Source organism: Pectobacterium versatile (assembly GCF_003932035.1).
Lineage (GTDB): Bacteria > Pseudomonadota > Gammaproteobacteria > Enterobacterales > Enterobacteriaceae > Pectobacterium > Pectobacterium versatile.
The window spans coordinates 2,990,329-3,007,282 of the sequence record NZ_CP034276.1 but is presented as its reverse complement, the minus strand read 5'-3'; the positions used below and the strand labels follow the sequence as shown (position 1 = coordinate 3,007,282).

The window sequence follows — 16,954 nt, the reverse complement described above, 5'->3', positions numbered from 1 at the left end:
TCGAGTAAATATCATGTTGTTAGTGGATTCCCACTGTCATCTTGACGGTTTGGATTATGCGTCATTGCATAAAGATGTCTCCGACGTGCTGGAGAAAGCGAAACGTCGCGATGTCGGCTTCCTTCTGGCGGTGGCGACAACGCTGCCTGGCTATCGTGCCATGGTGGAGTTAATCGGCGAGCGCGATAACGTGGCTTTTTCCTGCGGCGTTCATCCGCTCAATCAGGAAGCCCCTTATGATTATGCCGAGCTGCGTGAGCTAGCCAGCGTCAGCCGTGTGGTGGCGATGGGGGAGACGGGTCTGGACTATTTCTATCAGCAGGAGACGAAAGCCCAGCAGCAAGAATCGTTTCGCGAACACATTCGTATTGGCAATGACCTGAACAAGCCGGTCATCGTGCATACGCGTGCTGCCCGTGAAGATACGTTGGCAATTCTGCGTGACGAGCAGGCGGAGAAATGTAGCGGTGTTCTGCACTGCTTTACGGAAGATTTGATCACGGCAAAAGCGCTGCTGGACATGGGGTTCTATATCTCATTTTCTGGGATTGTCACGTTCCGTAATGCAGAAGAATTGCGTGACGTCGCGCGCTACGTGCCACTGGATCGGATGCTGATTGAGACGGATTCCCCTTGGCTCGCGCCGGTTCCGTTCCGGGGCCAGGAAAACCAGCCTGCGTATGTACGCGATGTGGCAGAATATCTCGCTGTACTGAAAGGCACATCGTTGGAAACCCTCGCTGCCGCCACGACAGAAAACTTCTCCCGCCTGTTTCACATCGATCAGGCTCGGTTGACCGCCGCGCAATAGTGGCTGAAAATAGCCGAGTTTTTTTTATCCGTGTAATTAATAGCGCTTCATAATCCCCTTGATTAGGTTTTTCCTCTTCAGGGGGACGTGTTTTTTAGCGATATATCACAGAAAAGTGCAATATCTGTTCGATCTCAGCCTGTTGGCTTGTGGAAACGTGATAGCAATCAAACATTGTGGACGCTATTTATTTTACTCTGCGTAAAAATTAAAGGGGGCTAAGACACCCCAACTCGCAAAGGCCATCCTCCCCGTCTTTGCTTATATGAAGTATCAGAAGTAAAAGCACTATTACTCAGGAGCACACTCAATTATGTTCAAGAATGCATTCGCAAACCTGCAAAAAGTAGGTAAGTCGCTAATGCTGCCCGTATCCGTACTCCCTATCGCAGGTATCCTGCTGGGTGTCGGTTCGGCCAATTTTAGCTGGTTGCCTGAAATTGTCTCCAGCGTCATGGCACAGGCCGGTGACTCGGTGTTTGCCAACATGCCGTTGATTTTTGCTATTGGTGTTGCCCTGGGCTTCACTAATAACGACGGTGTTTCCGCACTGGCGGCGGTGGTGGCTTATGGCATCATGGTTAAAACCATGGCTGCGATTGCGCCGCTGGTTCTTAATCTACCGGCTGCCGAGATCACGGCGAAGCATCTGGCAGATACCGGTGTTCTGGGCGGGATCATTGCCGGTGCGATTGCCGCGTATATGTTTAACCGTTTCTACCGCATTCAGCTGCCTGAGTATCTGGGCTTCTTTGCCGGTAAACGTTTTGTGCCGATTATTTCCGGCCTGACGGCAATCATTGTAGGTACGCTGTTGTCCTTCATCTGGCCACCAGTTGGTAGCGCGATCCAGGTATTCTCTCACTGGGCAGCGAATGAGAACCCGATGCTGGCATTCGGTATCTATGGGGTCGTTGAACGTTCTCTGGTACCGTTTGGTCTGCACCATATCTGGAACGTACCTTTCCAAATGCAGGTTGGTGAGTTCACCAATGCGGCGGGTCAGGTTTTCCACGGCGATATCCCTCGTTACATTGCAGGTGACCCGACTGCGGGTAAACTGTCCGGCGGTTTCCTGTTTAAAATGTACGGTTTGCCAGCTGCGGCTATTGCTATCTGGCATTCAGCTAAGCCAGAAAACCGTGCGAAAGTGGGCGGCATCATGATCTCTGCGGCGCTGACCTCGTTCCTGACGGGTATCACTGAGCCAATTGAGTTCTCCTTCATGTTTGTCGCGCCGATCCTGTATGTGATCCATGCGATTCTGGCGGGTCTGGCGTTCCCAATCTGTATCCTGTTGGGTATGCGTGATGGTACAAGCTTCTCTCACGGTCTGATCGACTTCGTGGTACTGAGCGGCAACGGTAGCAACCTGTGGCTGTTCCCGATTGTGGGTCTGTGCTATGCGCTGATTTACTACACCATCTTCCGCGTTCTGATTACTAAACTGAATCTGAAAACGCCGGGGCGTGAAGATAGCGCGTCTGAGCAAACCTCACAGGACAGCACTGAAATGGCTGCCGCACTGGTTAGCGCGTTTGGTGGTAAAGAAAACATCACTAACCTGGATGCATGCATCACCCGTCTGCGCGTTAGCGTAGGCGATGTGGCTAAAGTTGATCAGGCTGGCCTGAAAAAACTGGGTGCAGCAGGTGTTGTTGTGGCTGGTTCCGGTGTTCAGGCAATTTTCGGTACCAAATCCGACAACCTGAAAACCGATATGGACGACTACATCCGTAACCACTGATGTGTTGTTGGGGAGTGGTAAAAAGGGGCGAAAGCCCCTTTTTTTATGGTCAGCGCGACCTCATTCCTTTCCCTGAGATTGCCGGGCGTAAACCACCAGACGCAGATGGCGATCTTCATCGATGATCAGCGACGTATGCTCGAAGGTTTCAGCCTTGCCGTCGATCATCAGTTGCCGCACGCCGCTGCACGGAGCCTGTACCTCATGCTGTCGCCACCACGTTTTGAAGTCCGGTGACACCTGCTCCAACTCCTCCACCAGTTCATGAATATCCGCTTCCTGCGTCGCGCGTGCGAAATCGCGGCGAAAACTCGACAGCATCTGTGGAGCCTGTTGCTCCCAGCCGATGAATCGCTCATGCAGCAACGGATCGGTGAACAGCAGCCAAAGCAGATTACGTCTTTCTGGAGGATGTGCATCGAAGCCGAAAAGCTGGTTTGCTGGTTCATTGAAGGCCAGCACGTCCCAGCGCAGGTTGAGTACATAGGCAGGATGCGGAGCCAGATCGTGCATCAGACGCCGTACCAGCGGTGGCACCACGCACCACGTCTTACCCGGTTCGGCAGGTGGTCGCTCATGCGCCAGCAGGAACAGGTGGCGACGTTCAGCGGCATCGAGTTTGAGTACCCGTGCCAGGCTGTCCAGAAATGCGGCCGATACACCGATATCACGTCCCTGTTCGAGCCAGGTGTACCACGTCAGACCCACGCCAGCCAACGCAGCCACTTCCTCACGTCGTAATCCCGGCGTGCGCCGTCTTACTCCGCTGGGCAAGCCCACGTCGGCGGGGGACACCCGTTCACGCCGCGCGCGCAAAAAGGCGGCCAGATCATGGCGAGTTCTTTCCAATGTTCGCATCGTTTTACCGCATTGCTTTTAGTAATAGCATAAGTAGTTAAATTGTAATTGTTTAAAAAGGATTTGAGAATGACGGTGTCATCACTTTCGATACGCAAACTCTCGATACGCAACTTCTCGATATGCAAGGATACACAGGATGAACTCAAATTATCGCGCGTCGGCACTGCCTACGCCGGCTGTCAATAGTCCGCCGTGGCTCGGCCTGTCTGTGCTGTTGATGGCCGGTTTTGTCACGATCTTCGATCTGTTCGTGGTCAATGTCGCTATTCCCAGCATGCAGGCGGATCTGGGTGCTAGCTTCGCACAGATCGGCTTTATCGTGGCGGGTTACGAACTGGCCTTCGGCGTATTGCTGATTACGGGGGGGCGACTGGGGGATGTATTTGGCCGACGTCGCCTGTTTGTGGTGGGCATGGCCGGATTTACGCTTGCCTCTGCGCTGTGTGGCTTAGCACTCAGCGCGGGGTTTCTGATTGGTGCGCGTATCTTGCAGGGGCTTGCGGCCGCTTTACTGTTTCCACAGGTTTATGCCTCTATCCGCGTCAATTTCGACGGTGACGATAGCCGCCGTGCCTTCGGTTTGCTGGGTATGACGCTGGGGCTCGCCGCTATCGCGGGTCAGGTACTGGGGGGATGGCTGGTGCATGCCAATCTGTTCGGGCTGGGCTGGCGGAGTATTTTTCTTATCAATGTTCCCATTGGCCTGCTGGCTATCGCATCTGCGCGATTTATTCCTGAGTCCCGCACACCGCAGCGCCCTTCGCTAGATTGGGCGGGTGTGGCGTTGGTCAGCGTTGGGCTGACGCTGCTCTTGGTGCCGCTGATCGAAGGCCCGGGGCAAGGCTGGCCCGCATGGAGCCTGTGGATGTTGGCGACAGCCACTCTCTTGTTGACGGTTTTTCATCGCCAGCAGGAACGGCGACAGCTGGCGGGGAATCTTCCACTGGTGGATATGCGCCTGCTCGCACAGCGCCGCTTCCTACTGGGCGTGTTGCTGGTGTTGTTAGTGTATTCCACATCCAGCTCATTTTTCCTGTGTTTTGCTCTACTGGTGCAAACAGGGCTGGGGCTTGATCCTTTCCTCGCGGGCAGTATTTTCGCGCCGTGCAGTGTGGGCTTCGTTCTGGCATCGCTGGCTGCACCACGTCTGGTTGCCCGCTGGGGCACGCCTGCCATCGTCGCGGGGGCGTTGGTTTACGCTGTCTCGATCGGCCTGTTGATTATGCAGGTGCAGATAGCAGGGGTGGATCTGGTGGCCGTTCGGCTGATCCCTGTGCTGGTGGTGGTCGGGGCGGGTCAAGGCTTCATCATGACGCCGCTGTTGAATCTGGTACTGGGCTTTGTTGATGAGGTTCAGGCTGGTATGGCATCAGGCGTGATCTCGACGGTTCAGCAGGTTGGGGCTGCGCTGGGTGTGGCTGTGGTGGGTATCCTGTTTGGTGCTGCGCTGGCTACAGGCGATGGTGCGGTGGCACAAGCGAGCCAATACGTTGCAGCCTTTGTGGCGGGAATGCTCTACAACCTGATCGCGGCTCTGCTGGTCTGCATCCTGTTGCTGATGCTGGTAAGAACGCAACGGTCATTCAGTTGATAGGACGGCGCGTGCACAAATTTTCGATGGACGGTGCGAAATCCTTACCGCAGCGGCGATAGCGTCACTGTTTTCGGGAGAAGGCAGGCGTATTTCTGGTTTTTACTGGGAGTCGTATTTTGACCACCCGCACCAGAAATAGACGAAGAAGGTTGAAAGAAATGGAATATGTCACTCATACTGCCTACATGACGTCGTTCAACGCCAGCTTTAACAAGGAAATCAATCATGGCTGAAGAAACCATCTTTAGTAAAATTATCCGCCGGGAAATTCCTGCCGATATCGTGTATCAGGATGAACTGGTCACCGCCTTTCGTGACATCGCGCCTCGCACACCAACCCATATCCTGATTATCCCGAACGTACTGATCCCTACTGTTAACGACACGGCCCCCGAGCATGAAGCAGCGCTGGGGCGTATGGTGACGGTCGCGGGTAAAATTGCGCAGCAGGAAGGGATTGCAAAAGATGGCTATCGCCTGATCATTAACTGCAACCGACACGGCGGGCAGGAGGTTTATCACATCCACATGCATCTGCTGGGTGGCCGCGCATTAGGGCCTTTGCTGGCGAACTAGATCCTATAGAACTAGATCTTACAGAACTAGATCTTACAGAACTAGATCTTACAGAACTAGATCTTATAGAACTAGATCTTATAGAACTAGATCTTATAGAACTAGATCTTATAGAACTAGATCTTATAGAACTAGATCTTATAGAACTAGATCTTATAGAACTAGATCTTATAGAACTAAGTTCGATAGTCATGGGTAGACTGTCGTGCGAGAAAATCATCATGCGAGAACATCATGCGTAACCCGATGCTTTTTCTGTCCGCGTGTTTGATGGCTGGGCTGCTGGCGGGTTGTAGTGCGCCAAAAGTGCTGACCATCAATGAGCGGCAAACGCTGGTATTGGATGCACCTGTGTTATCGGCCGGGATTACCGCGGGGAACCCGTCGCTGGATTCAGAAAATGGCCGACTGCGTGCGTCTTCCGTCGTCAGCAACGACGCCTCACAGGCGGTGACCGTGCATTACCGTTTCTATTGGTATGACGAAAACGGGCTGGATGTGCTGCCTTTTGAAGAGGTGCAGTCCATTGAAATCCCGCCACAGACGGAAATGACGGTTTTTTCAACGCGCAGCAGTCCTAATGCGCGTCAGGTCCGTCTTCATCTGTTTTTGTAATGCTGTGCAGAGAGAGAAAATATGAAAAAGTATCTAGGGGTGATACTGGCGGTATTGGTCCTGACAGGCTGCCCCAGCCGTCCGCCGGAACCGACCGAACCACCTGCGACGATTGAGCCCGTTGAGCCTCAAGTGCCGACCACGCCAACGCCGCCGCCAGGGGAATCCGTACCACAACCGCCAAAAATCCAGACGTTGAACTGGGAAGCCAGTATTAATCCGCTGGTGGCGCAAATGCTGAAAGCCGATGGCGTCACGCCGGGCAGCATCCTGCTGGTGGATAGTGTGAAAAACAATACCAACGGCTCACTGCCGATCGCGAAAGCGACGGGCGCGTTGTACAGCGCGTTATCTTCCGGTAAGGCGTTTACGCTGGTGCCGCGTGAGCAACTGGCCGCTGCAAAACAAACGTTGGGTCTGTCGGTTGATGACAGCTTAGGATCGCGCAGCAAGGCGATTGGTCTGGCGCGCTATGTCAGCGCGCAGTATGTGCTGTACAGCGATGTCAGTGGTGATGTGAAATCGCCGCAGCTCGACATGCAACTGATGCTGGTGCAGACCGGTGAAATTGTGTGGTCAGGCAATGGCGCCGTTCAGCATTAAGCAGGCAGGCATCCACCAGCAGCTGATTGCGACGATCCTGAAATATTTCCCGGCCGTGGAGATGGCGGATATTCGCTTTGAGCTGGTTGGTGGCTTGAGTAGTAAAAGCTGGCGTATCCGTGGCCCGGGTATCGAATGGCTTGCGCGTCGGCAATCGCCAACCGAGCGGAAAATGGGCGTCGATCGCCAGCGCGAGTTCGCTCTGCTGCGGCAGATGTCGGCGATAGGTCTCGCGCCACGGCCGCTGTTGTGGCGTGATGGCTGGCTCATTGTCGAATGGGTGCCGGGGCGCATTGCCACCTCTGATGAGTTCCTGATGATGCTGGCTAATGGCGAAGTGGCGCGAATGTTGTCTCAGCTTCATCGCCAGCCGCGTAGCGGCCATCCTCTCGATCTCAAAACGCTATTTGCTCAACACTGGCAGTTGATGGATCCGCGCCGCCGTTCGCCCGCGTTGTTGCGTGCCCATCATTATTTTCAGCGTGCGGCGCTACCCACGCCTTTGGCGCTGGCTCCTCTCCATCTTGATGTGCATGCTGAAAACCTGCTGATTACTCCACAAGGAACGATGCTGATTGACTGGGAATATGCCTCAGATGGCGATATTGCCTTTGAACTGGCGTTTATTGTGCGAGCCAGCCAGATGGAAAGCCTGGCGCAAACGCATTTTCTACAGAGCTACCAGCGACATCAGCGAGGGTTTTCCGTGAGCCGCCTCCAGCAACAGATGATGCAGTGGTTCCCCTGGGTCGATTATCTGGTATTGATGTGGTTTGAGGTTCGCTGGCAGCAAACGAAGAACCCCGAATTTTTAGCGGACATTCCCGCGCTATATCATCGGTTACAGCTGGGCTACAGGCTATAGCCAGGCTGACGGTGTGGCTTTTGTGGTAAAGATCATTTCATTAAGCAGTACACTCTAAAGAATGAGGTTTTTGTGGGTCCGGTAATGTTAGACGTTGCCAGCTATGAGCTGGATGCAGAAGATCGTGAAGTGCTGGAACATCCGCTGGTTGGTGGCGTGATTCTGTTTACCCGTAATTTTCATGACGCGGCGCAGTTGCGCGAACTGGTGCGTCAAATCCGCGCGGCGTCGCGCGAGCGCCTTGTGGTGTCCGTGGATCAAGAAGGTGGGCGCGTTCAGCGTTTTCGTGACGGATTTACTCGTTTGCCTGCCGCGCAGGCGTTTGCGGCATTAAATAGCGAGTCAGAAGCCCTGCGTTTGGCGGAAGAAGGCGGTTGGCTGATGGCGGCAGAAATGATCGCGATGGATATCGATATTAGCTTTGCGCCAGTGCTGGATATCGGCCACCAGAGCGCGGCGATTGGTGAGCGTTCATTTCATGCCAATCCGGAGACAGCGTTGGCGGTGGCGCAGAGCTTTATCCGCGGCATGCACAGCGCAGGCATGAAGGTCACGGGTAAGCACTTCCCCGGCCACGGTGCGGTCAGCGCCGACTCACATAAAGAAACGCCGCGCGATCCGCGTCCGCTTGCGGAGATTCGCGCACACGACATGCTGATTTTTAAAGAACTGATCCAGCGCCAGCAGTTGGATGCGATCATGCCTGCCCACGTGATTTACACAGAGGCCGATCCGCGTCCTGCCAGTGGTTCGTCCTATTGGCTCAAAACGGTGCTGCGTGAAGAGCTGGGTTTTGATGGCATCATTTTCTCTGACGATCTCTCGATGGAAGGTGCCGCCGTGATGGGCAGCTATCCCGAGCGGGCTCAGGCGGCGTTGCAGGCAGGATGTGACATGATTCTGGTCTGTAACCATCGTGAAGGGGCGGTCAGCGTGCTGGATAACCTGTCCCCGGTCAAAGCGGAACAACTGACGCGCTTATATCATCAGGGTTCGTTTTCTCGTCGGGAACTGCTGGATTCGCCACGCTGGAAGCAGGCGAATCAGGCGCTCACATTGCTCAGCGAGCGCTGGCAGGCGCATAAAAATGGCGAGAAATAGGCAACTTAGTCTGCGGTGAGGATGAAAGATGATTATCTATTTACACGGTTTTGACTCGACCAGCCCCGGCAACCATGAAAAGGTCCTACAGCTTCAGTTTATTGATGAAGATGTTCGGCTGATTAGCTACAGTACGTTGCATCCGCGTCATGATATGCAACATCTGCTCAAGCAGGTGGATAAGACGATTCAGCAGTCTGATGACGATCGTCCGCTGATCTGTGGCGTGGGATTGGGGGGATTCTGGGCCGAACGTGTCGGCTTCCTGTGTGATATACGACAAGTCATCGTTAATCCTAACCTTTTCCCGCAGGAAAACATGAGCGGGAAAATCGATCGCCCGGAAGAGTATCTGGATATTGCCACGAAGTGCGTGGCGAACTTTCGTGAAAAGAACCGCGATCGCTGTATGGTGATGCTCTCTCGTCAGGATGAAATGCTCGACAGCCAGCGTAGCGCGCAGACGTTGGGAACGTATTACGAGATCGTTTGGGACGATATTCAGACGCATAAATTCAAAAGCATCTCCCCCCATTTACAGCGAATAAAAGCTTTCAAAACGCTCGGTTAACCCTGCATTAGCGATGACCTGTTAATGGCTGCTGTCGTTCCTTCTGATGCCCTTGTTTGATAGGGGATCAGGAGGCATGACGCAATTTATTTACTTTTCTTAATTCATCCAACGGCGCATTTGCGCACGATTCAGCATTTTCTCTTCCTACCGACTTTCGCTAATTCACTGAAATAAAGATGGAATTTTCTCGCTAAAAACCTGCGCAGCAAAATAAATTGATATATATCAATTTTGGTATGACCAAATAACCTAGCGTGCTATTCTTGCAGCAGATATCAGGCTTAACTTACGCGAACCCTATGTTATATAAGGATATTATTTTTTACTCTTTATTAACGATTGGTTCACATTTTAGGGGGTCATTTTGACATCACCAACCAAAAAAATTGTCATTGTCGGCGGGGGAGCTGGCGGACTTGAACTCGCAACGAGTTTGGGCCACAAGTTAGGACGCAAGAAAAAAGCGGAGATCACGCTGGTGGATCGCAACCACAGTCACCTGTGGAAACCGCTGCTGCATGAAGTGGCAACCGGCTCGCTGGACGACGATATGGATGCGCTGAGCTATCTGGCGCACGCTCGCAATCACAATTTCCAGTTTCAACTGGGCATGCTGACGGACATCGATCGTGAACAGCAGCAGATTCAACTGGCCGAAGTGTGTGATGAACAAGGCGACGTACTGGTTGCGGCGCGCAGTATCCCGTATGACATTTTGGTGGTGGCATTAGGTAGTGCCTCCAATGACTTCGGCACGCCGGGCGTGAAAGATCACTGTATTTTCCTGGATAATCCGAAACAAGCCCGCCGTTTCCATAATGAAATGCTGAATCTGTTCCTGAAATTCACAGCAAATCAGGAAGAAAAAGAGCGCGTGAATATCGCGATTGTGGGCGGCGGTGCGACAGGGGTCGAACTGTCTGCGGAATTGCATAACGCGGTGAAACAGCTGCACAGCTACGGCTTTGACGGGCTGGATAATCAAACGCTGAACGTGACACTGGTGGAAGCGGGCGAACGTATTCTGCCTGCGCTGCCGCCGCGTATTTCAGCAGCCGCACATCAAGAGTTGAACAACATTGGCGTCCGTGTGCTGACGAAAACCATGGTGACCAGCGCAGAAAGTGGCGGTCTGAATACCAAGGACGGAGAATTTATCGAAGCCGACCTGATGGTTTGGGCAGCGGGCATCAAAGCACCGGATGCGATGAAAGAGATTGCAGGTCTGGAAACGAACCGGATTAACCAACTGGTGGTTGAGCCGACGTTGCAGACGACGCGCGATCCCAACATTTTCGCCATTGGCGATTGTGCCTCCTGTCCGCAGGAAGGCGGCGGGTTTGTGCCACCGCGTGCGCAGGCAGCTCATCAGATGGCATCACGCTGCCACAGCAATATTATCGCGTTGCTGAACGGACAAGCGCTGAAACCTTACGTCTATAAAGATCACGGTTCGCTGGTTTCGCTGTCTAAATTCAGTACGGTTGGCAGCCTGATGGGGAACCTGATGCGGGGCTCCGTCATGGTAGAAGGTCGGATTGCGCGTTTCGTGTATATCTCTCTCTATCGCATGCACCAGGTTGCTTTGCATGGCTATGTCAAAACTGGCTTGATGATGTTGGTCGGTGGGATCAACCGGGTGATTCGCCCGCGTCTGAAACTGCACTAATCCATCGCAACTGACCGCTTTCTGATACGGGCGTGAACGCAATGTCATGCCCGTATTCTTTTCTGTCAGCGACCATCTTATACTTACTCAGTAACCCTCTCTTTCCGTCAATCTACTCACTTCTCTGTTTCTGAGCCGTAGCGTTATTGGCTACTTTGCTGATGTGGCAGTATAAAATATCGTCCTATTAGCAATTCCAGTTAAGATAATTCTCAAATGACGGTTTTATGTTACGAATCTGACACTTTTGGTTAATTAGTCTTATTGCGAGAGTGTGAAACATTGTGCAGACTTTCCACTGTTTACAGATGGCGTAGCACGCACGTCGAAAATTCTGAATGCTGATATTCAGAAGGAACCATCGGATTCATCGCGTTAAACGCGAGCTGGCGTAAAACAAAATTTACGGCAGGATTGCAGGTGGGGAATGCGTGAGAATAGATTCGGGAGGTATCCTGTGAACAAATCCATGTTAGCGGGTGTAGGTATTGGTGTGGCTGCGGCATTGGGTGTGGCAGCGGTGGCGAGTATGGAAGTTTTTTCCTCTAAACCTCAGTTTGCACAGGTGCTAACAGCAACACCCATTAAAGAAACGGTCAAAACGCCTCGTCAAGAGTGCCGTAATGTCAATGTGACTCACCGTCGTCCGGTACAGGATGAAAACCAGATTGCTGGCTCGGTACTGGGTGCCGTGGCCGGTGGCGTGTTGGGGCACCAGATTGGTGGCGGACGTGGTAAAGATATTGCAACGGTAGCGGGCGCGTTGGCCGGTGGTTATGCAGGTAACCGCGTACAAAGCGGCATGCAGGAAAATGATACGTACACGACGCAGCAACAGCGCTGTCAGACCGTGTACGACAAATCACAAAAAGTTCTGGGTTATGATGTCACCTATAAAATCGGCGACCAGCAGGGTAAAATCCGCATGGATCGCGATCCTGGTACACAAATTCCAGTAGATCGAAACGGGCAATTAATTCTGAACCAACAGAGTTAATTGACTCCAACGTCTACGGTTTTGCGCTGACACCATCTCTAAAAACCGCGAGACACCTGAAGAAGGTGCTCGCGGTTTTTTCATTCTACGCTCTTCCTGCTTTCGGTTAGCTTCATGCTGAAGGATAGCAGCAAGGCGACCACAGCGAATCCACCTGCCAGCCAAAGCGTCGTAATCAGGCCAGAGCTATCGACTATCTGACCGCCTACCCATGACCCAAGCGCGATGCCAACATTAAAAACGCCAACATACAGCGCAGAGGCCATCTCCACTGCGCGTGGCACGGCCTTCATCATCCACGTCATCAAACCGACGGACACGCCGCCGTAGGCTAATCCCCAGACGAGCAGCGCTATACTGCCGCCGAAATGTGAACCACCGACGGTCAGGAACAGGATTGGGGTCAACAACAGTCCCAACGCGATTGCCATCAAGGTTAACGCCGTGCGCCGCGCTGCGATGATGCCCGCCAGAAAATTGCCGATGATGCCTGTCAGACCATAGGCGAACAGCAATGCGCCGATCCATCGCGCATCGAACCTTGACACCGATAGCAGCAGCGGTCGCACGAAGGTAAAAGCCACGAAGTGTCCGGCTACCAGCAACAGCGTCAGGATTAACCCGACTTGCAGTTTACGGTTGATCAACTGCTCGCCGAACTGGCGTAAGGTGACGGAATGGGCGACGGGCAGTGCAGGAATAACCGCGAGATGAAGCACTAGCACCAGCCCGCTAAAGACGGCCATGCAGCCGAAGGCCCAGCGCCACCCGGCGAGATCGCCGATCAGTGCGCCGAACGGCACACCCAGCACCGATGCCGCCGCGACACCGCCAAAGATGATAGATGTCGCCAGGCCGATGGCATGTTCGGGAACGAGTCGGGCCGCCAGACCACCGGCAATTGCCCAGATACCGCCCATGCAGAAACCAACCAGCACGCGTGCCGCCAGCATCCAACCGATGTCCGGTGCCAGTGCAGAGGCAATGTTGGCGATAACCAGCAGCGTTAGCAGTCCGCATAGAATCCTGCGTCTATCCATACCACCGGATGCGATGACCACGAGTGGGGCGAATAACGCGGCTAACAGTGCAGGCAGTGAAATCATCAGGCCAGCGGTTCCGGTAGAAGTCTGTAACGTATCGGCAATCGGCGTTAGCAAGCCGACCGGAAGCATTTCCGTCGTGACGACAGAGAAGGTCGCAAGACCGACGGCGACGACGGCCAGCCAGAGATGCTGTGCAACTGCACCTATAGGGATAGAGGAAGACGTATTCATGGTTCAGTCCTTAATAGGGGGAACAAGCGGTTTAACCGTCAAGCGACATGGGGAAGAGAAGAGGCATGTGCCCGAAAACGCTGGTATCCCCACAGCGCGACCAGCAGCACCAGTACGCCAGCGCCCAGTGCCACGGCGAATCCGGCTCGAGCACCGTCATCATCGACAACGTGGCCTGATACCGCTGCACCCAGCGCCACGCCAACATTCAACCCTGCCAGCAGCCAGGTCATGCCTTCGGTCAGGCGGTGTTCGGGCACCAGACGTTCGACCAGTGACATTGCCACGATCATGGTGGGGGCGAAGAACAGCCCGGCGATCAGCACGGCCGCAGCCAGTGCGGGAATGCTGCCAACTAGTAGTAGAGGCAACGTGGTTGCTGCCGTTGCCAAGCCGCCCAGCAACAGCAACTGGTGCAATGCGGTTCGCAGCTTGAGAGCGCCGAACACCAACCCGGCCAGACAGGAACCGACCGCATAAGCTGACAGCACCAGACTGGCCGCAGCAGGCTGACCATGCTGTTCGGCGAAGGCCACGCTGACGATATCCACGGTGCCCACGATGACGCCCATCGCGACCATCAACAGCGCCAGCAAACGCACGTTCGCCTGCTTGATCACTGACCCTGAACGATCCATGCTGACATCCTGCGCTTCTACTGGCGGTTCGGTGCCGCGCTGTGTCACCAGAGCAAACACGCCAATAATCAGCAAGAGCGCCGCTGCCAGCGGGCCAGCCTGAGGAAACACCGCGACGGACAGCCCGACAGCCAGCGGTGGTCCGGCGATAAAAGTGACTTCATCGAGCACCGTCTCCAGCGAGTAAGCCGTCTGCAAGCGAGGCTGGCCGCGATAGATTGCTGTCCAGCGTGCTCTTACCATTGCTGACATGCTGGGCATGAACCCCGCCAGCAAGGCACTGATGAATAAGCTCCAGTCAGGTGCTTGCCACCAGGTGCTGACGAGCAGAAGCAGCATGCCGATCACGCTGACGGTGGTTGCAATCGGTAGCACGCGGCCTTGGCCGTGGCGATCGACCAGACGGGAGGTCTGCGGCGATAGCAGCGCGTAGGTCAGCACAAAGGTGGCGGATACGGCACCCGCCAGCGCATAGCTGCCGCGCAGTTGCGACAGCATCGTGATCATGCCAATGCCCGTCATTGGCAGTGGAATGCGCGCCAGCAGGCCAGCCAGTGCAAAACCCTTGGTGCCGGGTGCGGTGAAAAGTTCTCGATAAGGATTGACCATCTCATTCTCCAAAGTGAATCCACTTGCCACCGCGCTGTGGCACAGCGACAATACATACAGAGCGTATGAATAAAAGCATATATTCATACGGAGTGAATGTAAATAATCATACGATGTGTATGTAAGGATGTGTCGATGGTTCGTCGTACCCGTGCTGAAATGGAAGAAACCCGCGCTACGCTGCTGGTGACCGCTCGTAAGGTCTTTAGCGAACGCGGCTATGCTGACACCTCAATGGACGATCTCACCGCGCAGGCGAGCCTGACCCGTGGGGCGCTTTATCACCACTTCGGGGACAAGAAGGGATTATTGGCAGCCGTGGTGGAACAGATCGATGCCGAGATGGATGAACGACTGCAAGTCATCTCCGATACCGCAGAAGATGCCTGGGAAGGCTTCCGGTGTCGCTGCCGCGCCTATCTGGAAATGGCTCGGGAGCCGGAGATTCAGCGTATTGTGCTGCGCGATGCCCGGGCAGTTTTGGGCGGCGCGTCGCCGGATTCGCAGCGCCATTGCGTTGAGTCGATGCAGCGGCTGATCGATAACCTTATCCGACAGGGCGTGGTAGCGGATGTCGATCCACAGGCGCTGGCATCGTTAATCTACGGTAGTCTGGCCGAAGCGGCGTTCTGGATTGCAGAGGGAGAGGAGGGTAATGCGCGGCTGGCACAAGGCGTTGCCGCACTGGAATTGCTGCTACGTGGGCTGTTAATCAAGCCACGGTAGCGATCAAAAGAATAGCCTGACGAGACGCGTGGTTGGCGTCCCGTCTTTGGCTTAACGACGGAAAATAATCTCCGCCCAGCGCGCCAGTCCGGCGGTAACGGAGCCAAAATCGTTGCCGCTGGCGATAGGAATATCAGGAAGCAACTGCTGAATGGCCTGACGCAGCAGGGGAGAACGGGCGCTACCGCCGGTCAGGTAGATCACCTCCGGCCGAGTCTGACTGGTTTCTAGCGCCAGCGTCACCTGCTGCTGAATACGCATGAGCGGATTATCGATGGCGGCGTTGAGTTCATCAGCATGAATGCGCGTTGCCAGACCCGATTCGATAAAGTGCAAATCGGCTGCCGTTTCCGACTGGTTGGAAAGCGCAATCTTGCTCTCTTCCGCCAGTTGAATCAGACGGTAGCTCAGGCGCTGTTGCCAGACGGTCAGCAGTCTTTTTACCAGCTCGGGCTGACGGGCATCGCGGATCATTTCGTTGATTAACGCGCGGCTGGCGGTGCTATGAAACTCTTTTTGCGCCGGAATATCGTTAATCGCGACCGCATTCCACCAGGTCATGATCGGCAGAGCGATGCCTTTTTCCGTCTCGCTATTCATGCCAAGCAGTGGCATCAACTGTTTGAACGCGAGCATGATGTCCAGATCGTTACCGCCAACGCGGCAGCCGCTGTGTCCTAACAGACTTTGCGAGCGTTCGTGTTGTTTGTGCCACTCTGGGCCCATAAGCAGCATGGAACAGTCGGTGGTTCCGCCGCCGATATCCACAACCAGCACACGCGTTTCTTTCGTCAGCGTAGATTCGAAATCCAGCCCGGCGGCCACGGGTTCAAACTGAAAGACGACGTCTTCAAATCCGGCACGGTGGGCTGCACGATCTAAAATTCCTTGCGCCTGCTGGTTGGCTTCTTCGCCGCCGATACTCTGAAAGTTAATCGGACGGCCGATGACGGCCTGACGAATAGGCTGGTCAAGCTGGCTTTCTGCCTGCGTGCGGATATGCAGCATCATGGAGCAGACCAAATCTTCAAACAGCGCAATCTGCTGGGCTTTCAGCCCGACGGCACCGAGGAAGGACTTCGGCGATTTAACGAACCACGTCTCTTCCGGATCATCCATATAATGGCGTAACGCATCACGTCCGAATTTCACGCTATCAGGCTGCACGCGAATATCTTCCTCGCGGTTGTAGCTGATGGCGCGCTTCAGCAGCAGCGCGTTCTCACCCTCAGCATTGACCTGATGGTGTCGCCATAACCACTCGCTAACCGCTTCACGCACGGGCGCGCACAGCAGGGAAGAAAGATAAGGCGAGCCATTTTCCAGCGACAGGAGCCGTGGGGTACCTGCATCCATAATCGCCACTGAACAGTTGGCTGTACCGTAGTCAAAACCGATAAACATAGTGAGGCCCATGCCATAAAAAATTTCCGGGAAAAATTTTTAACGTCACACCCGCGACGGCCCGGAAGGGAGGCCGCCAAGAATGGCGGGCCATAAAAAGGGTGGCGACTTTACTGCGTTACGGCAGTGCTTGTAAAGGCGGATGTATTGGTCAGCGGTAGGGCACGTTCATATGGCATGAATTGCTACCATCCTGGCGTATATAGCAAGTTTTCTGCCCTTACTTTACCCTAGAATGACAACCTGTTTATCCACCGAAGATTCCATCACCTGATGGTCTAAGAAGC

The 16,954-nt window shown here is 54.3% G+C and carries 16 protein-coding genes; 12 read left to right on the top strand and 4 right to left on the bottom strand.

The genetic code is table 11. The features are described from left to right. The first annotated feature begins 13 nt into the window (after window positions 1-13). Both EIP93_RS13585 and ptsG read left to right on the top strand, forming a co-directional pair. Window positions 14-811: a metal-dependent hydrolase gene (locus EIP93_RS13585; protein ID WP_125232834.1), complete on the top strand. Its 798-nt coding sequence runs from the start codon at window positions 14-16 to the stop codon at window positions 809-811. A 313-nt stretch (window positions 812-1,124) separates the two neighbouring features. Next, window positions 1,125-2,558 carry a PTS glucose transporter subunit IIBC gene (gene ptsG / locus EIP93_RS13580; protein ID WP_039480322.1) on the top strand — a complete coding sequence of 478 codons (1,434 nt, stop codon included), beginning with the start codon at window positions 1,125-1,127 and terminating at the stop codon, window positions 2,556-2,558. A gap of 60 nt (window positions 2,559-2,618) precedes the next feature. Here ptsG and EIP93_RS13575 read toward each other — a convergent pair whose 3' ends face one another. Then, on the bottom strand, window positions 2,619-3,416 hold the full coding sequence (locus EIP93_RS13575) for a helix-turn-helix transcriptional regulator (protein ID WP_125232833.1): 798 nt from the start codon (window positions 3,414-3,416) through the stop codon (window positions 2,619-2,621). Window positions 3,417-3,555: 139 nt separating this feature from the next. Here EIP93_RS13575 and EIP93_RS13570 point away from each other — a divergent pair, with 139 nt between their 5' ends. The 9 genes from EIP93_RS13570 (at window position 3,556) to EIP93_RS13525 (ending at window position 12,013) form a co-directional block, all read left to right on the top strand. After that, window positions 3,556-5,010 (top strand): MFS transporter, encoded by a 1,455-nt coding sequence (locus tag EIP93_RS13570; RefSeq protein WP_125232832.1) that lies wholly within the window; start codon window positions 3,556-3,558, stop codon window positions 5,008-5,010. A 228-nt stretch (window positions 5,011-5,238) separates the two neighbouring features. Further along, a complete protein-coding gene (gene hinT, locus EIP93_RS13565) occupies window positions 5,239-5,589 on the top strand; it encodes a purine nucleoside phosphoramidase (protein WP_116362206.1) in 351 nt (116 codons plus the stop codon). A 234-nt stretch (window positions 5,590-5,823) separates the two neighbouring features. Next, window positions 5,824-6,204 carry a YcfL family putative periplasmic lipoprotein gene (locus EIP93_RS13555; RefSeq protein ID WP_039480334.1) on the top strand — a complete coding sequence of 127 codons (381 nt, stop codon included), beginning with the start codon at window positions 5,824-5,826 and terminating at the stop codon, window positions 6,202-6,204. Window positions 6,205-6,225: 21 nt separating this feature from the next. Continuing rightward, window positions 6,226-6,807 carry a penicillin-binding protein activator LpoB gene (lpoB, locus tag EIP93_RS13550; RefSeq protein ID WP_039505965.1) on the top strand — a complete coding sequence of 194 codons (582 nt, stop codon included), beginning with the start codon at window positions 6,226-6,228 and terminating at the stop codon, window positions 6,805-6,807. Then, complete coding sequence (thiK, locus tag EIP93_RS13545) at window positions 6,788-7,672, top strand: thiamine kinase (protein WP_103860412.1); 885 nt, start codon at window positions 6,788-6,790, stop codon at window positions 7,670-7,672. The genes lpoB and thiK overlap by 20 nt, the downstream gene beginning before the upstream one ends. 72 nt (window positions 7,673-7,744) lie before the next feature. Continuing rightward, a complete protein-coding gene (nagZ, locus tag EIP93_RS13540) occupies window positions 7,745-8,773 on the top strand; it encodes a beta-N-acetylhexosaminidase (protein WP_103162771.1) in 1,029 nt (342 codons plus the stop codon). Window positions 8,774-8,801: 28 nt separating this feature from the next. Beyond that, the gene (ycfP, locus tag EIP93_RS13535; RefSeq protein ID WP_010297273.1) at window positions 8,802-9,344 is read left to right on the top strand and encodes an alpha/beta hydrolase YcfP; all 543 of its coding nucleotides are present in this window, start codon (window positions 8,802-8,804) and stop codon (window positions 9,342-9,344) included. A gap of 367 nt (window positions 9,345-9,711) precedes the next feature. Continuing rightward, complete coding sequence (locus tag EIP93_RS13530) at window positions 9,712-11,016, top strand: NAD(P)/FAD-dependent oxidoreductase (RefSeq protein WP_116362208.1); 1,305 nt, start codon at window positions 9,712-9,714, stop codon at window positions 11,014-11,016. Window positions 11,017-11,473: 457 nt separating this feature from the next. Beyond that, a complete protein-coding gene (locus EIP93_RS13525; RefSeq protein WP_103860415.1) occupies window positions 11,474-12,013 on the top strand; it encodes a glycine zipper 2TM domain-containing protein in 540 nt (179 codons plus the stop codon). Between the two features lie 80 nt (window positions 12,014-12,093). On the opposite strand, the gene EIP93_RS13520 is transcribed toward EIP93_RS13525, so the two are convergent. Then, on the bottom strand, window positions 12,094-13,290 hold the full coding sequence (locus EIP93_RS13520; protein WP_103860416.1) for an MFS transporter: 1,197 nt from the start codon (window positions 13,288-13,290) through the stop codon (window positions 12,094-12,096). A 38-nt stretch (window positions 13,291-13,328) separates the two neighbouring features. Next, window positions 13,329-14,537: an MFS transporter gene (locus EIP93_RS13515; protein WP_125232831.1), complete on the bottom strand. Its 1,209-nt coding sequence runs from the start codon at window positions 14,535-14,537 to the stop codon at window positions 13,329-13,331. Window positions 14,538-14,672: 135 nt separating this feature from the next. Here EIP93_RS13515 and EIP93_RS13510 point away from each other — a divergent pair, with 135 nt between their 5' ends. Continuing rightward, window positions 14,673-15,263, top strand: a complete 591-nt coding sequence (locus EIP93_RS13510; RefSeq protein WP_116586779.1) for a TetR/AcrR family transcriptional regulator — start codon at window positions 14,673-14,675, stop codon at window positions 15,261-15,263. A gap of 51 nt (window positions 15,264-15,314) precedes the next feature. On the opposite strand, the gene yegD is transcribed toward EIP93_RS13510, so the two are convergent. Further along, window positions 15,315-16,667, bottom strand: coding sequence for a molecular chaperone (gene yegD / locus EIP93_RS13505; RefSeq protein ID WP_103860419.1), 1,353 nt, complete (start codon window positions 16,665-16,667; stop codon window positions 15,315-15,317). Window positions 16,668-16,954 lie beyond the last annotated feature (287 nt).

What these genes read in the sequence shown, in the direction of transcription:
- EIP93_RS13585 (WP_125232834.1), top strand. Translation starts at nt 14, where the DNA reads ATGTTGTTAGTGGATTCCCACTGTCATCTTGACGGTTTGGATTATGCG.
- ptsG (WP_039480322.1), top strand. Translation starts at nt 1,125, where the DNA reads ATGTTCAAGAATGCATTCGCAAACCTGCAAAAAGTAGGTAAGTCGCTA.
- EIP93_RS13575 (WP_125232833.1), bottom strand. Translation starts at nt 3,416, where the DNA reads ATGCGAACATTGGAAAGAACTCGCCATGATCTGGCCGCCTTTTTGCGC.
- EIP93_RS13570 (WP_125232832.1), top strand. Translation starts at nt 3,556, where the DNA reads ATGAACTCAAATTATCGCGCGTCGGCACTGCCTACGCCGGCTGTCAAT.
- hinT (WP_116362206.1), top strand. Translation starts at nt 5,239, where the DNA reads ATGGCTGAAGAAACCATCTTTAGTAAAATTATCCGCCGGGAAATTCCT.
- EIP93_RS13555 (WP_039480334.1), top strand. Translation starts at nt 5,824, where the DNA reads ATGCGTAACCCGATGCTTTTTCTGTCCGCGTGTTTGATGGCTGGGCTG.
- lpoB (WP_039505965.1), top strand. Translation starts at nt 6,226, where the DNA reads ATGAAAAAGTATCTAGGGGTGATACTGGCGGTATTGGTCCTGACAGGC.
- thiK (WP_103860412.1), top strand. Translation starts at nt 6,788, where the DNA reads ATGGCGCCGTTCAGCATTAAGCAGGCAGGCATCCACCAGCAGCTGATT.
- ycfP (WP_010297273.1), top strand. Translation starts at nt 8,802, where the DNA reads ATGATTATCTATTTACACGGTTTTGACTCGACCAGCCCCGGCAACCAT.
- EIP93_RS13520 (WP_103860416.1), bottom strand. Translation starts at nt 13,290, where the DNA reads ATGAATACGTCTTCCTCTATCCCTATAGGTGCAGTTGCACAGCATCTC.
- EIP93_RS13515 (WP_125232831.1), bottom strand. Translation starts at nt 14,537, where the DNA reads ATGGTCAATCCTTATCGAGAACTTTTCACCGCACCCGGCACCAAGGGT.
- EIP93_RS13510 (WP_116586779.1), top strand. Translation starts at nt 14,673, where the DNA reads ATGGTTCGTCGTACCCGTGCTGAAATGGAAGAAACCCGCGCTACGCTG.
- yegD (WP_103860419.1), bottom strand. Translation starts at nt 16,667, where the DNA reads ATGTTTATCGGTTTTGACTACGGTACAGCCAACTGTTCAGTGGCGATT.